The organism is Acidobacteriota bacterium (genome assembly GCA_016716905.1).
In the GTDB taxonomy this organism is placed as follows: domain Bacteria; phylum Acidobacteriota; class Vicinamibacteria; order Vicinamibacterales; family SCN-69-37; genus SYFT01.
In genome coordinates this window covers 617,565-632,341 of record JADJUS010000004.1, presented here as the reverse complement: position 1 = coordinate 632,341, position 14,777 = coordinate 617,565, and the positions used below count along the sequence as shown (strand labels likewise).

Here is a 14,777-nt window from a genome sequence, read left to right as displayed (position 1 = left end):
ATTTCCCGCATTTCGCCATTACACCAACGAGCAGCAGGAGGTTTTTGATAAACTGCTCGTTCACCTAGTGGTGGGTGTAGCTCAACGGCAGAGCACCGGCCTGTGGCGCCGGTGGTTGCGGGTTCGATTCCCGTCATCCACCCCAACTTCCTTTTCGGCCGCTATAATCTCCCCGTGCGGCCACCTTCCATCCCGTCGGCGCCAGACCAACCGCTGTACGAGCAGTTCTTCGGCTTGCGTGAGCAGCCATTCGCGCTGACGAGCGACCCGCGTTTCATCTATCTCAGCGAGTCTCACAAACGCGCATATCAGGAACTGCTCACGGGGCTGCGGCGCCGCGAGGGGCTCCTGCTGCTGACGGCCGACACCGGGATGGGCAAGACCACGTTGTGCCGCGCGGTGATTGATGCGCTCGGTGCACGCACGTTTTCCGCACTCATCCTGAATCCCTATATGACTGACGCGGAAGTGGTGCGGGTGATCCTGCGCGACTTCGGCCTGGGTGACGCGGGACGATATCCGCAAGGGGCGTTCGCGAACGCGGACATGCCGCAACTGCTGGACACGCTGGAGCAGTTCCTGCAATCGCTGATCCCACTCAACTCGTATGCCGTGGTGATCATCGACGAAGCTCAGAGTCTGCCGGCGCGGGTCATCGACCAGATTCGCCAGCTCGGGGCCTACGAGCAGGATGGCCAGCGGCTGATGCAAATCATCCTGGCCGGACAACCGGCGCTCAACGACACGTTACGCACGGATGCCATGCGCGCCGTGGACGGCCGCGTGTCGCGCCGCGCCGTGCTGGGCGCGTTGTCGCCGGCCGAGGTGGAAGGCTACATCCAGCACCGGCTCAGCGTGGCGGGCGGGCGTGAAACCGTGACCTTCCCCGCCGAGAGTGCCCGGGCCGTGGCCGAACTCACCGACGGTGTGCCCCGCCGTATCAACCTGCTGTGCGATCGCGCGCTCGAAGAGGGACGCGTGGCCGGCACGAGCGTGATCAGCCCGGCCGTGGTGCGTCGCGCGGCGCGACTGCTTTCGGGCGCCGAGGCCGAACCAGGCGAAGTGGAAGCTCCAGTGGTGTTCGACCACACGCCGGTGGTGGCCGACGAGGGCATGAATGCGGCCCTGGACCACGGGCTGGCGGTGGAAGAGACGTCTGATCTCCTCCTGCCTGAGCCTGAGCCCCGTCGGTGGTTCGTTCCGATTGGCGGCGCGGTGCTCGCGCTGGCGCTGGCCTACTTCGGTTGGACCACGGTGGAGGGCATGGCGACCAGCCGGCCGGACTTGCCGGCCGCGCCACCTCGCGCGATGGCCCGCGTCCCAGACAAGCGTCCACTGCCGACCGACGACGATGTGCGGTACGTGATGCAGGAAATCGCGCGCGCCGATCGCGCGCGGTAACAGCAAAACGACCTCTGCAAAACGACCTCTGAGGTAGTTTTTTCTTCAGAGGGAGAAAAAAACTACCTCAGAGGTCGTTTTGGCGTCCCTACCCCGTCGTCCAGAGGATGGCCACCACCTGCACGTGGATGCCGCCACGCTTTGGCGCAATGGTGATGGTTTCGAGCGCGTCCTCAACCGACCCGGCTGCGCTGCCGGCGGCCGCGGCCTCGATCGCCGACGCCACTTCGGCCTCCAGGTCAGCGAGCGCCTGACGGGCGGCGTCCAGATTCTGCTGCGCGCGCGAGACGTCTTCCTGTTCCTTCGATCCGCGCATCCAGCCCTTGGCCGTGGTGGACGCCTTGCCGATCGTGCCGGCGGTGATCCCGCCACGACGGCCGAAGACGGCGCCGAGCACGGCAGCGCCCAGCGTGCTTGCCACCGACAGGCCCGTCTGCACTTTGTGCTGCGCCACGTCCTGCTGTTCCTTGCCGAACGCCATTTCGGCACGACGCACTTTCTCGGTGGCGGTATTCAGCTTCGACGCGTACTTCGTGCGCAGCTTGTCCACAACCGCGTCGCGCGATTCCCGCGCGGCGGCCGCGAGGCGAATCCGGAAGTCGCGCTCGCTCTCACCGGCGCGTGACACCACGCCCAGGCCCGCGTGGCGCAGCAGCGTCAAGCGCCTGGTGCGGCCGAGCCATCGGTCCAGATCCGCCGCGAGCTTTGCGAACGCTTTCACCTGCTGCGCCTGAGTGGGCAGCGGCGCAAACGAGCCACCCGCAGGCGCGTCTGCCACCAGTTGCCGCGGCAGCACGTCCGTTTCGACGCCGGCCTCCCAATCAATGACCGGCATGCCGGACTGCAGGGGTACGGCGATCGCCACCGTCTGTGTTTCGTCAACGCCGCGCTTCGCATCGGCGAACGTGATCTGCGCCGCACCGTAGAGTGCTGGCGACCACGTGGCACCAGCCGCACCGGCGCCATCAAACAACTGCGGGATGTCGGGCGGCAACAGGGGCCGCGCGCCCGACAGCGCGGTCGGCTCCCCAGGGCTCGCCGTCGCCGTGGCGGCTCGCGCCGGAACGGACTCGGGCTGGCCGGCGGTCACACCGGCAGGACGGGACAAGCGCTTGAAGTCGTCGCGCGTGAGCGGGCCGCGCAGATACGACATGCACCAGCGGCTCTCGATGACGACCGGCGCCTTCGCATGGACGTTGTGCACCAGGAAGCGCCGCTTGCCGAGTCCCGTAATCGCGCTTTCCGCCTCCGCGCGATCCAATGCGCCACCAGCTGCGCCCTCCAGGCCATCAAGCAGTCGCGCCCGATCACGATCAGTCTGCAGCCGGCCGATGAGCCACGTGCCGGCGTTCGACAGCGCCTTGTAATCGAGGTCCACGGGATTTTGCGTAGCCAAGCACACACCCACTCCAAACGCGCGGGCCTGTTTGAACAACGTCAACAATGGACGCTTTGATGGCGGGTTGGCCACCGGCGGCAGGAAGCCGAAGACCTCGTCCATGTAGACCAACGCACGCAGGCTTGTGGTTCCCGGTTGTGTGCGCATCCACGCGACGATTTCACCCAGGATCAGCGACACCACAAACATCCGCTCCGCATCGTCGAGATGCGCGACAGAGATGATGCTGACCTTGGGCTTGCCCTGAGCGTTGTAGAGGAGGCTACCGATGTCGAGGGGCTCGCCTTCAAGCCAAGCCGCGAAACCGGGAGCCGCCAGCAGGTTGTTCAGGCGCGTGGCGAACGCGAAGCGATCGTTTTGCGGATAAAACGACTCCAGCTCCATCACGCCGACGCGGGTCATCGGCGGCTGTTGAATCTGCTGGATCAGATCACTGAGACTCAGATCGCGCCCGTCCGCCCACGCGGCGTTGACGATGGTGGAGAGGAGGATGTGATCGCGGCTGGTCAGCGGGTCGGCGTCGATGCCCAGCAGACTCAGGAGCGCGGCCACGACACTCGACACCTTGTCGCCCACCACCTCGGCATCGTCGCGCACCGCCGGTGGCGGCGCCGCGAGCGAACTCAGCACTGACAGTGGGGTGCCGGCCTTCGACCCGGGCGTGTAGACCACGAAGTCTGCAGCGGCACGCATCTTCGCGATGCGGGCTCCGTCCTGCCCCCAGTTGGCCAATCCCTCGCGCCACTTGGTGGCTTCGCGCTCGGCATGCGCTTCTACGGTCACACCTGCGCGGGCCGCTTCATCGGCGCTCACCCACGGTGCAAAGGACGCCGCGTCGAGTGACGGGAACGACAGGAGCAAATTGCCGACATCACCTTTCGGGTCGATCGCAATGACGGGGATGCCATCGATGGCCGCCTCTTCAAGCATCGCGAGGCACAACCCGGTCTTGCCACTGCCCGTCATGCCGACGCAGACGGCGTGGGTGGTCAGGTCGCGTGAGTCCAGCAGGAAGGGTTCGGGCACGGTGGTGCCGGTGGCCGGGTCTACCGGCCGTCCGAGGTAGAACAGGCCGAGCTTCTCGAAGTCGTTCATGGGTTCATCCGCGGGCGCGCTTGCGCGGGGCCGCCACTGCCTTGATCGCCGGCTTTCCTGAGACCGCCTTCGCGGCCTTCTTCTTGTTGGCCGACACGCGTTCAAGGCTCTGACGCAGCGCCTCCATGAGGTTGACCACCTTGGGTGGCGCCTCGTCGATGGGCGCCACGATCTCTTCGCCCGCGATCTTCGCGTCGATGATCCGCCGCAGTTCTTCCTGATAGCCGTCTTTGTACTGCGTCAGGTCACCGCCTACTTCGAAATTGCCGATGACCTGACGGGCCAGCTTCAGTTCGTCGGGTTTGATCTTCGAGGGCACGGACTTCAGTTCGTCGATCTCGCTCATCGCTCGCACTTCGCTCGCGTGGCGAAGGGTGTACATCACCAGTCCGTTCTCGCGCGGCATGATGGCGACCAGGTACTCGCGGCCGTACAGTGCCACTTTTCCCACGGCGGCCTTGCCCTGCATCCCCTCGCGCATCACGGCAAATGCATCAGCCGCCACCTGTCCATCGGGCGCCAGAAAATACGGCCGTTCCACATACACCGGGTCGATCACCTTCGCTTCGGCAAACTGCACGATGTTGATGACGCGCGTGGACTCGGTCTTGACCTTGGCCAGGTCCTCCTCCTCCATCACCACGTACTTGCCCTTCTCGAACTCGTAGCCCTTGACGATGTCGGTGTTGGCGACCTCGGTCTGGCAGGTGGCGCACCACTTCTTCTGGTTGATACGCGAGCGGCATTCGCGATGCAGCTGGTTGAAGCTGACGGTCGCCGCCGAGTCGGTGGCCGGAAACACCCGCACGGGGATGTTGACCAGGCTGATTTTGAGGTACCCCTTCCACGTCGGTCTTGCGGCCATGCTGCCCCCTGTCGACTGAAAATGCCGAGGCTGGAATTATCGGTCGGTTCGGGGTCGGAGTGCACGTTGCACAGAAGTGCACGCGTCCACGACGGATCACAGGAGATGGGGAGGTACGGAGGTTCTTTTCGAAGAGCTTCACGTCACGCTGCACTTCTGACCCCTGGACCCCTGGACTCCAGGACCCCGACACCGGCGGGAACTTGTAACTATATCTATCGTAGGTATAGTCTATCTGTCATGGCACGATTTGACCCGGCTCCCTTTCTACCGCTCACGCCTGCGATGTTCCAGGTGCTTGTGGCTCTCGCCGACGGCGAGAAACACGGCTACGCCATCATCAAGGAGGTCTCGCGGCGCACGGGGGGCAAGGTCATCCTGCGGGCCGGCACGCTCTACACGGCCATCAAGCGATTCGTGAATGACGGCCTCGTGGCAGAGAGTGACGAGCGCCCCGACCCCTCGCTCGACGACGAGCGGCGGCGCTATTACCGGCTCACCGACCAGGGAAGGGCCGTGGCCCACGCCGAGGCTGAGCGCCTGACTGAGACGGTGGCGCAGGCCCGCATGAAGCTGGCGATGCCGCGCAGAAAAGCCCACTAACCCTCGCATAGGAGCCCCCATGGCGGACCGGCTGTTTCGTCTCTTGTTGAAGTTGTTGCCAGAGGAGTTCCGGTCTGCCTACGCGCGCGACATGGAGACCACGTTCAGATCTGAACGGCGGATGGCCGGCGGCCATCGGCGTCAGGTCCTGAGGCTGTGGGCCGCCACGCTGGGCGACATTCTGCGGCACGCGCCGACGGAACACGCCGACATCCTGCAGCGCGACACTCGTCTGGCCTTCCGGACGCTGGCGGCCCGGCCACTCGCCACCGCCGCCGCTGTCATCACGCTCGCGATCGCACTGGGCGCAAACGTGGCGATGTACGCCGTCATCAACACCGTGCTCCTGTCACCCTTCCCCTATCGAGGCGCCGACGACATCGTGACGGTCTCTGAAACCGAGGCTGGCGCGGACCCGAGCAACCTCGGGTATCTGACGTTCGTGGATCTGAAGAACCAGTCGCGCAGTCTGACCACTCTGGTTGCAGCAGCACAGTCCACGGCCACGCTCGCTGGAGGCGGGCGCGATGCCGAACGTGTCAACGCGATGCGCGTGTCTCGCGAGTACTTCGACCTGCTGGGCATCACGCCCGCGTTGGGCCGCACGTTCACGGCTGCTGAAGATCTACCGGGCGCCGCCCGGCGCGTCGTCATACTCAGCGATGCGTTGTGGCAGCGGCGCTTCAACGCCGACCCGGCGGTGATTGACCGCGTCATCGATATCAGCGGTATACCCTTCCGCATCGTGGGTGTGCTGCCCAGGGGCTTCAAAGACCTGGTGGCTGCGCGCATGTATCAAGGTGCCGAACTCTGGTACCCCCTCGGCTACGATCCTGCCGCGTCGTTCGCCTGCCGGAGTTGTCGTCACCTCCGGGTATTCGGACGCCTCGCTCCCGGGCGCACGCCCGAAAGTGCATCAGACGAGCTCAGCGGCTTGATCGCGGGAATCGAACAGCAGCATCCCGAGGAATACCACCAAGCCGGAAGCAAAGTGACACGGCTGGGCGATGTATTTCTGGGCCCCGTGCGGCCGGTATTGCTCGCCTTGTGGGCCGGCGTGATCGCGCTGCTCCTGGTCGCCTGTGGCAATGTGGCACACGTGCTGCTGCTCCGGGGCAGCGAGCGTGCCCAGGAAATTGCCGTCAGGACGGCGCTCGGAGTGACGCGCGCCAGGCTGGTGCGCCAGTTCATGACCGAGGCCATCCTTCTCGCAAGCGCGGGTGGCCTTACCGGATTGATCCTCGCGTGGGGCGCGATACGGGTGATTGCGAGCGAAGGTCCGGCGCAAATTCCGCGATTGGCCGATGTGACCGTAAGCGGCGAAGCCGTGCTGGCCGCCGGAGTCCTCGCGCTCCTCAGCGGGTTGTTCTTCGGCCTGATCCCTCTTCGTCACGTGATGCGCCACACCGAAGGCTCGACGCTGCGTTCAGGCTCGCGTGGCACAGAGTCGGCGACGACATGGCGGGCCCGCGCAATGCTGGTCACCGCCAACGTTGCGATGGCCGTGCTCCTGCTGGTGGGCGCCGGACTGCTGGTCCGCAGCCTCAGCGGATTGCTCTCCATCTCCCCAGGCTTCGACCCGTCCGGTGTGCTCACGATGCAGGTGTGGGCCACGGGCGATCGCTTCCGGCAAGGCGAAACGGCCGATCAGATTGCGGCTGGGGTCAGGTTCTACGACGACGTGCTCGAGCGCGCACGGCAGTGGCCTGGCGTGACTCATGCTGCGGCCGTCACTACACTGCCGCTCGGTGGCGATGTGGATGGATTCGGCTTCCACGTCCAGGGCCGGCCGGCTGCGCGTCCGGAGGCCGCGCCCAGTGCGGATCGGTTTGTCGTCACGCCCGGCTACTTCGATACGTTGCGCATCCCGCTAATCCGCGGCCGTGTGCTTGATGCACGCGACTCCCAATCGGCCGAGCCGGTGGCGGTGGTGGGCGCCACCACGGCCGCGACGATGTTTGGAGGCGACGACCCCATTGGCCAACGTGTCAGCCTCGGTCCGCCCACCGCCCTGCCACGCACCATCGTCGGCATCGTCGGCGACGTCAGACACCACGGCCTGGATACCCCGGTTGGCCTGCAGGTCTACGTGCCCCAGGCGCAGTGGGCCTGGGCGGAGACGTTTCTCCGGGTGCTGGTGCGAACAACGGGCGACGCCTCTGCGCTGGCCGGCCCCATGCGCGATATCGTCCGCGCGGTAGACCCTGCGCAACCTGTCACCGCCGTCAGGCCGTACGCCGACATTGTGGCGGCGTCCACCGGGACACGGCGGTTTGCGGCGATGCTGCTCGCGGTCTTTGCCGCGACCACACTCGTCCTTGCCGTGGTCGGGCTCTACGGCAGCGTCGGAGTGATGGTGGCGCAACGCCGGCGCGAGATTGGCGTGCGCCTGGCCCTGGGCGCATCGGCATCTGGCATTCGCCGGCTGGTGCTGGCGCAGGGCCTGCGTCCAGTCGCCGCCGGCCTGGTCGTCGGCGTCGTCATTGCCGCCAACGTGGTGCAATTGCTGGACTCGATGCTGTTCGGAATCGATGCACTTGACCCCGCCACATTCGCCGCCGGCGCGGTGATCCTCGGTTTGTTCGCGATTGTGGCGTGTCTGATTCCGGCACGAAGGGCCTCGCGCATCGATCCAATCACGACGCTGCGCGACTAAGGAGTAGACTGGCCCAGATCCTCTGGGGCCTTTCATGTCACCGCGATTCATACCGGCACTACTGGCGGTTGCGCTCATGTCTGCTGTGGGCAGCATTGGGTTCGTTGAACGGGCAATTGATCACGTGACGCCACCCGCCGGCGCGCTTGAAGGTGCCGCCGACGCCGACCACTGGTTCACTATTCAGCGAGGGTATCCGTCGGGCCGCAGGCCGTCACCGGAGGCATTGGAAGTTGCGATGGGTGCGTTGCGGCCAGAGCCAGGCACGCGCCCCGCGCTCGCTCTTCCCTCTGACCGATGGGTCTCTATCGGACCCAGTCCGATCTTCGTCAACAACACACTGCCCTACGCAGGACGCGTCACGGCGGTCGCCACGCATCCCACCGCGCCAGGCACGATCTACATCGGCGGAGACGGGGGCGGCATCTGGCGCACCACAGACGGAGGCGTCACCTGGGCGTCGCTCACCGACGGCCTGCCTGTGCCGGCCATTCAGTCGATTGTGATCGATCCAGTGAACCCGCAATTGATCTATGCGACCACGATTCAGCGGACCTATGCCACGCGATGGCTGTCGTCCACCAACGGCGGTGCCACGTGGACGGTCTCGTCGATCACCACCACCGATGGACGCACGCTCTCGCCGGCATTGTGCTCAGTCAACGTGTTCAAGGCGTGTATCCCTCCTTCATCGGGACGCATCCTCATCGACCCACGGCGCGCCGGATCGCCGAACACGAGCACGCTGTATTACGTCGGCGCCAGCCACCTGCTCAGGTCAGACGACAGCGGGCGCACATTCCGGGCGGTGCTGACGCTGCCTGTGGATCTCGACTTTGCGGGCGCCGCAGCGCCCACGCTGAACCCCGAAGCGCCGTTCCTGCGAGACGCCACGCTCGACCCCACGCGGCCGGATCGCCTGCTGGCGGTGGTGGCGCAACCCCGATGCCTCGTCGGCGACTGCACTCGCATGGAAAGCAGCGTGGCCGCGTATCAGTCGTTCGATGCCGGCGCCCGCTGGACGTCACGGGTGCTGACGACGCTGGGCACGTACGACCTGACGGCGGATCTGGCGGTGCGCTATTCGGATCCAGGCGCGGTCTACGTGCCTCGCGCGCGGGTGGCCATCGCGCCCTCGGCGCCAGACACAATGGCCGTGGCCGTGCGCGACCTGCTGTTGAACCGTCCGCGCGTATTCCGCACGACAGACGCCGGAGAGTCATGGACGGAAACGGCGCCGCCCGCAACCTCGCTGACATGGCCGTTGGCGCTCGCGTTTTCACCGACCGATGCCAACACGATGTACGTCGGCAGCAACGCCGTCTATCGCACCACCAACGCCGGCCAGAACTGGTCGACGATGTCGCCGACGCATGCGGACAACATCGCCATCACGTTCACCGCCGACCGCAGCCTGATCATCGTCAGCGACGGCGGGGTGTACAAAGGCACGACCGGCACTTCGCTCACCGTGTTGCATCATGCCCTTCCGATCACGGAGTTCTATTCCGTGTCGGCCCATCCGACCAACCCGCTACTCCTGGCCGGCGGGACGCAGGATAACGGCACGCTGGTCTTCCAGGGAAACATGGGATGGTCGCTCATCACCGGCGGCGACGGTGGTGACACGGTGTGGGATCCGCGACCGGGCACCACCACGTTGTACGCGGAGATCGAGTGGATTGTCAGCGGCAACAACAACGTCTTCCAGTTTTACCGGTGCGAGGTCGGGGGATGTCTCGCGAAGCGGTCGGGCATCGACCTCTCGCTCGAGGGGCCGTTCATCCCGCGCATGGCCATGGACCCATCGAACCCTGCGTCCATCTGGATCACTGCGGAGAAGCTCTTCAGGACCGACAACCGCGGGGACAGTTGGGTGGCCGCCTCACCCTCAGTGGGCAACGACCTTCGCTGCTGGCAGGACGAAGTCTCAGGCCGCACATGCGCGCGCGCACGGTACTTCACTGCCGCGGCCGTGGCGACCACCGCTCCCCAGACGGTGTACGCCGGCACGCTGAATGGCGATGTGCGGCTGACCACCGACCGCGGCCTCACATGGACGAGTGTGGCCGGGACCGAGGCCGGCCCCCTTCCAGTGCGGGCCGTGACCGACATCGTCGTGGACCCACTGAATGCGCAGACCGTGTACGCCGCCTATTCAGGCTTCGCCTCTGGAGGCTCTGGCCGCGGTCACGTCTTCCGCAGCACCGACGGGGGCCGCACGTGGGTGGACATCACCGGGAACCTGCCGGACGTGCCGGTGAATACGCTGCTCATCGATCCGGATTCAGTCGGCTCCGGCCCGCGCGTGCTCTATGCAGGCACCGACATCGGCGTCTTTCGAGTGACGCTTGATGGCACCACGAACTGGCAACCGTTCGGCACGGGGCTGCCTCCGGTGGTGGTGAATCGCCTGGCCTACAACCTCACCACGCGCCAATTGCTGGCGGCCACGTACGGTCGCGGCATCTGGGCGATCTCCGGCAGGTTCAGTCGATGACCTTTCGGCAACGCGTGATCGGCGCGATGTTGTGCGGCACCCTGGTCGCCGCCTGTAGCGATTCGCCCGCCGCGCCAGCGCCAGTGGCGGTCAACATCGGGGGCGCGTGGAACGGGACATGGACGTTCGTCGCGGCCGGGGTGACCGTCACCGATACCGTGTCCGTGACGCTCACGCAGTCCGGCACCTCCGCCGGCGGGCTCTGGTCGGCGGCAGCCGGGCCTGGCGGACAACTCACGCTTGAGGTTGGGCCGACCATCACCGGCACGGTGTCGATCAGCCAGACGCTCCTCAGCGGGGTGAACTGCACCGCGTCGACAACCCTCACCGGGACGGCCTCCTCGTCACGAGTGCAATTCACGCTCGGCGCGTTGACGCCTGCAGGGCTCTGCCAGTGGGCCACCAATCAGCAGTTCACCTTCACGCGGTGATCCTCATCGCTCGTCGGAGTCCTGGGGTCCAGGGTCCAGGGTCCAGAGTCCAGGGTCCAGAGTCCTGGGGTCCTGGGGTCCTGGGGTCCTGGGGTCCGGAAGGCTGCGTGACATGGAAGCTCTTGAAGAAGAACCTCCGTGTCTCTGCGCCTCCTCTGATCCGTCGTGATCGGCTTTGCCCGTCGGAGTCCTGGGGCCTGGGGTCCTGGGGGCCGAAGGGCTGCGTGACATGGATGCTCTTGAAGAAGAACCTCCGTGTCTCTGCGCCTCCCTGTGATCCGTCGTGATCGGTTTTGGGGTCCCGGGGTCCTGGAGTCATGGATGCGGCGTGACACGAGGCACTTCAAAGAAGAACCTCCCCGCCTCTGCGTCTCCCTGTGATCCGTCGTGACTGTAAGATCTGACGCGTGCCGAAGTGGCGTGACGACCCCTCGAAAGTCCGGCCGATGCTGGCATCGCTCGATCCGCCTCCTGTGGTCAGGACGGGGATGGTGTACGAGCCAAAGTACGACGGCATCCGCGCCATCATCGACATCCAGCCGGGCTCAGGCCGGCAGCCGGCCCACGTCGCGATCTACTCGCGTAACGGCAACGCCAAGGCCCACCAGTTCCCCGCCATCGTCACTGCACTCCAGAAGATTGCCGGCAAGCTGAAGGGGCCGTTGCTGCTCGACGGCGAGATTGTGGCCACCGATGCGGGGGGACGGCCGCTGCCGTTCGGGCGGTTGCAGGGGCGCATCCACCTGACCGCCGCCACCGATATCGTGCGTGCCGAGAAGGCCCAGCCTGCCGCGCTCATCGTCTTTGATCTGCTCAGAGACGATGACCGTGATGTGCGCGGGCTGTCGCTGGCTGCGCGCCGCCTTCGTCTGCACGACGCGCTGCCGGTCAAGACCGGCGGCAAGGCACTTGTCCGTCTCAGCGAAATTGTGGCCGACGACGGACGCGAGATGCTGGAGCGCGCCAAACGCGAGGGGTGGGAAGGGCTGATCGGCAAGGAAGGCCAGTCGGTGTATCACTCGGGCCGGCGGTCTCCGGCGTGGCGAAAGCTGAAGCTGCTCAAGAGCGAAACCTTTATCGTGGGCGGCTGGACAGATCCACAGAACAGCCGCCACCACTTCGGATCGCTCGTGCTCGGACGGCCGGAGGCGGGACGGCTGCGATGGGTCGGCAACGTCGGAACAGGGTTCGACGAAGCGGAGTTGACGCGCGTGTTCGGACGGCTGACCTCGCTTGCAGCCAAGACATCTCCCTTCGCCGATCCGTCGCGCGCGATCGCCAAAGCGCATTGGGTACGGCCGACGATGGCCGTGGAGGTGGAGTTCACCGAGTTGACGGAAGAAGGCATGGTGCGGCATCCCGTCTACCTCGGTGAGCGCGACGACATTCGCGTGAAAGCCACGAAGGCGGAAAGCCTGCCTGACGACCCGCTGATGGCGCTCGTGGCCCGACTGCATGCGCTGGAAGACGCTCGCAAGGATGGCGAACTGCAATTGCCGGGCGGCCACTCGCTGCGGGTGACGAACCTGGCCAAGGTCTTCTGGCCGGCATTGAAGCTCACGAAGGGCGACCTGCTTCGGTACTACGTCGAGGTCTCGCCGTTCGCCCTGCCGGTGATTGCGGACCGGCCGATGATCATGCGGCGGTTCCCCAACGGCATCGAGCAGCACGCGTTTTATCAGCAGCGCCATCCTGAGGTGACGCCGGCCGGGGTCAGGCGCGAGGTGCTCGACGATGATGTCGACCCCATTGAGCCTGACGAAGGTGGACGCGAGCGGCTAATCGGCGGTTCGCTGGTCACGCTGCTGTACATGGCGCAGCTCGCATCCATCTCGCTGGACCCATGGTTCTCGCGCGTCAGCGACCCGCTGCACCAGGACTTTGCTGCTATCGACCTCGACCCAGGCGAGGGCACGTCGTTCGCACGCGTGCTTGATGTGGCGCGCTGGGTGAAGGAAGAACTGGACCGGCTGAAGATTCCCGCGGCGGCAAAAACGTCCGGCGCCAGCGGCATGCACATCTACATCAGGCTGCCGAAGAAGACGACGTATCAGACCGGCCAATTGTTGTGTCACGTCATCGCGACACTCGTGTCATCGAAGCACCCGAAGGTGGCCACGATCGAGCGCATGGTGAAGAACCGTCCGAAGGGCACGGTGTACGTGGACTATCTGCAGAACATCCTTGGCAAGTCGATCGCAGCGGCCTATTCGGCCAGAGCCAGCGACTATGCCGGCGTGTCAACACCGCTGACGTGGGCGGAAGTGGCTGAGGGTGTGGACCCGCGTGATTTCACCATCCGCACGGCGCCCGCCCGCTTTCGCGACGTTGGCGATCTGTGGGAACCGATTCGCACAGGTCGGGCCGTAGACCTAAGGTCCGTGCTGTCACACAAGGCATGAAGGTATGAAGGAACGGCTCCGGCGGGCGAATTTTGCGTCGGGTGTCTTTTGACGAAAAAGACTACCCGAGGTCTTTTTTGGACGCCAATGTTGACGCGGTTTGCGCCGGCGCCGACCGGCTACCTGCACCTGGGTCACGTGGCCAATGCGCTGCACGTCTGGGGCGAGGCGCGGGCGCGCGGCGGTCAAGTCCTGCTGCGCATCGAGGATCACGACCGGGACCGGTGCCGTCCGGAGTATGAAGCGGCGCTGCTTGACGACCTCGACTGGCTGGGGTTCGCGCCGGACCTGTATCCCACCGACGCATTCCGCGCCGGCCCGTGCGCGTCGCGCCAAAGCGACCGCCACGACACCTACGCGGCCGCCGCAGCCGCCCTTCAGGCCCAGGGCCTGCTCTACGCCTGCCGGTGCAGCAGGGCGGACGTAGCGGGGTCCCGGGGTCTTGGAGTCCAGGGCTTGCCCGCCGTAGCGCGGATGGCGGAGGAGGGTCCAGAGTCCAGGGTCCAGAGTCCTGAGTCCGAAACCGCCTACCCTGGCACGTGCCGCGATCTGGGCCTGCCGTTCGACGCGCTCGATGTTGGGTGGCGGGTGCGGATGCCGCCTGACACGGTCACGTTTCACGACCGGTGGTGCGGGCCCCAGGTGCAGACCCCCGTGGACCAGTGTGGCGACATGCTGATTCGCGACCGCCGCGGCAACTGGACCTATCAGTTCGTGGTCACTGTGGACGACCACCTGCAGGGGGTCACAGACGTCATTCGCGGCGTCGACTTGCTCGCCTCCACGGGCCGGCAGGTGTTGCTGGGCCGCCTCATCGGCCGCCCCGCCCCGGCCGCGTTTGCGCACCACGCGCTCATCATGAAGTCGCCCACCCAGAAGCTCAGCAAGTCGGATGGCGACACGGGCGTCCGCGACCTGCGCGCCGCCGGTTGGACCCGGCAGCGGGTGATTGACGCGTGCCGTATGATTGGCCCTGCTACGGAGGACACCTTGCCATGAACCGGTCGGACGTCGATGCGTTGCTCGACAGGCACCAACAGTCGTTTCGGAGCCGCTCGGCGGAGACGTTGGCGGGCGATCACACCGAGCACGGCACGTTCTCCAGCCCGGCGGCCGGCACCGTGACGGGTCGCGCGGAGGTTCAGCGCGTCTACGAGTACTGGCTCGCGGCGTTTCCAGACATGGACTTCACCTGGTCCGCGCCCATCGTCGAAGGCACGCGCGTGGCGCTGTTCTGGCATTTCTCCGGCACGGTCGCCGGACAATTTTTCGGCGACGTTCATCCCGGCACGCGAGTGCAGTTTGACGGCGCCGCCGAGTACGTCGTGTCCCCGGAAGGCATTGTCAGTGCGCGGCATCAGTTCGATTTCACCGGCGCGCTGGTGCTTGCCGGCGTTCTCAAGGTCAAACCCGCTTAGCCGCGTC

General features: G+C 65.8%; 10 protein-coding genes and 1 tRNA gene. 9 read left to right on the top strand and 2 right to left on the bottom strand.

Annotation, left to right across the window (positions count from 1 at the left end):
- Positions 1-70: 70 nt before the first annotated feature.
- Together IPL75_06715 and IPL75_06710 are read left to right on the top strand one after the other, a co-directional pair.
- Positions 71-145: transfer RNA gene (locus IPL75_06715), tRNA-His, on the top strand.
- A 29-nt stretch (positions 146-174) separates the two neighbouring features.
- Entirely contained in the window at positions 175-1,401 is a 1,227-nt protein-coding gene (locus IPL75_06710; protein MBK9239947.1) for an AAA family ATPase, read from the top strand.
- A gap of 88 nt (positions 1,402-1,489) precedes the next feature.
- Here the strand turns inward: IPL75_06710 and IPL75_06705 are convergent, their stop codons facing one another.
- Complete coding sequence (locus IPL75_06705; protein MBK9239946.1) at positions 1,490-3,895, bottom strand: ATP-binding protein; 2,406 nt, start codon at positions 3,893-3,895, stop codon at positions 1,490-1,492.
- Between the two features lie 4 nt (positions 3,896-3,899).
- On the bottom strand, positions 3,900-4,760 hold the full coding sequence (locus IPL75_06700; GenBank protein ID MBK9239945.1) for a Ku protein: 861 nt from the start codon (positions 4,758-4,760) through the stop codon (positions 3,900-3,902).
- Positions 4,761-5,000: 240 nt separating this feature from the next.
- On the opposite strand from IPL75_06700, the gene IPL75_06695 reads away from it, so the two are divergent.
- From IPL75_06695 to IPL75_06665, 7 genes are all read left to right on the top strand, one after another.
- Positions 5,001-5,363: a helix-turn-helix transcriptional regulator gene (locus IPL75_06695; GenBank protein ID MBK9239944.1), complete on the top strand. Its 363-nt coding sequence runs from the start codon at positions 5,001-5,003 to the stop codon at positions 5,361-5,363.
- 19 nt (positions 5,364-5,382) lie between these two features.
- Positions 5,383-8,019 (top strand): ABC transporter permease, encoded by a 2,637-nt coding sequence (locus IPL75_06690; GenBank protein MBK9239943.1) that lies wholly within the window; start codon positions 5,383-5,385, stop codon positions 8,017-8,019.
- Between the two features lie 34 nt (positions 8,020-8,053).
- Entirely contained in the window at positions 8,054-10,519 is a 2,466-nt protein-coding gene (locus IPL75_06685) for a hypothetical protein (GenBank protein ID MBK9239942.1), read from the top strand.
- Positions 10,516-10,950, top strand: coding sequence for a hypothetical protein (locus IPL75_06680; GenBank protein MBK9239941.1), 435 nt, complete (start codon positions 10,516-10,518; stop codon positions 10,948-10,950). The genes IPL75_06685 and IPL75_06680 overlap by 4 nt, the downstream gene beginning before the upstream one ends.
- A gap of 407 nt (positions 10,951-11,357) precedes the next feature.
- Positions 11,358-13,352 (top strand): DNA ligase D, encoded by a 1,995-nt coding sequence (gene ligD, locus IPL75_06675; GenBank protein MBK9239940.1) that lies wholly within the window; start codon positions 11,358-11,360, stop codon positions 13,350-13,352.
- Between the two features lie 87 nt (positions 13,353-13,439).
- Positions 13,440-14,351, top strand: coding sequence for a tRNA glutamyl-Q(34) synthetase GluQRS (locus IPL75_06670; protein MBK9239939.1), 912 nt, complete (start codon positions 13,440-13,442; stop codon positions 14,349-14,351).
- The gene (locus IPL75_06665; protein ID MBK9239938.1) at positions 14,348-14,770 is read left to right on the top strand and encodes an ester cyclase; all 423 of its coding nucleotides are present in this window, start codon (positions 14,348-14,350) and stop codon (positions 14,768-14,770) included. The genes IPL75_06670 and IPL75_06665 overlap by 4 nt, the downstream gene beginning before the upstream one ends.
- Positions 14,771-14,777 lie beyond the last annotated feature (7 nt).

Bases quoted from the DNA above. Each gene is read 5' to 3' on its own strand.
- IPL75_06705 (MBK9239946.1), bottom strand. From the start codon at position 3,895: ATGAACGACTTCGAGAAGCTCGGCCTGTTCTACCTCGGACGGCCGGTA.
- IPL75_06700 (MBK9239945.1), bottom strand. From the start codon at position 4,760: ATGGCCGCAAGACCGACGTGGAAGGGGTACCTCAAAATCAGCCTGGTC.
- IPL75_06695 (MBK9239944.1), top strand. From the start codon at position 5,001: ATGGCACGATTTGACCCGGCTCCCTTTCTACCGCTCACGCCTGCGATG.
- IPL75_06690 (MBK9239943.1), top strand. From the start codon at position 5,383: ATGGCGGACCGGCTGTTTCGTCTCTTGTTGAAGTTGTTGCCAGAGGAG.
- IPL75_06685 (MBK9239942.1), top strand. From the start codon at position 8,054: ATGTCACCGCGATTCATACCGGCACTACTGGCGGTTGCGCTCATGTCT.
- IPL75_06680 (MBK9239941.1), top strand. From the start codon at position 10,516: ATGACCTTTCGGCAACGCGTGATCGGCGCGATGTTGTGCGGCACCCTG.
- IPL75_06670 (MBK9239939.1), top strand. From the start codon at position 13,440: ATGTTGACGCGGTTTGCGCCGGCGCCGACCGGCTACCTGCACCTGGGT.
- IPL75_06665 (MBK9239938.1), top strand. From the start codon at position 14,348: ATGAACCGGTCGGACGTCGATGCGTTGCTCGACAGGCACCAACAGTCG.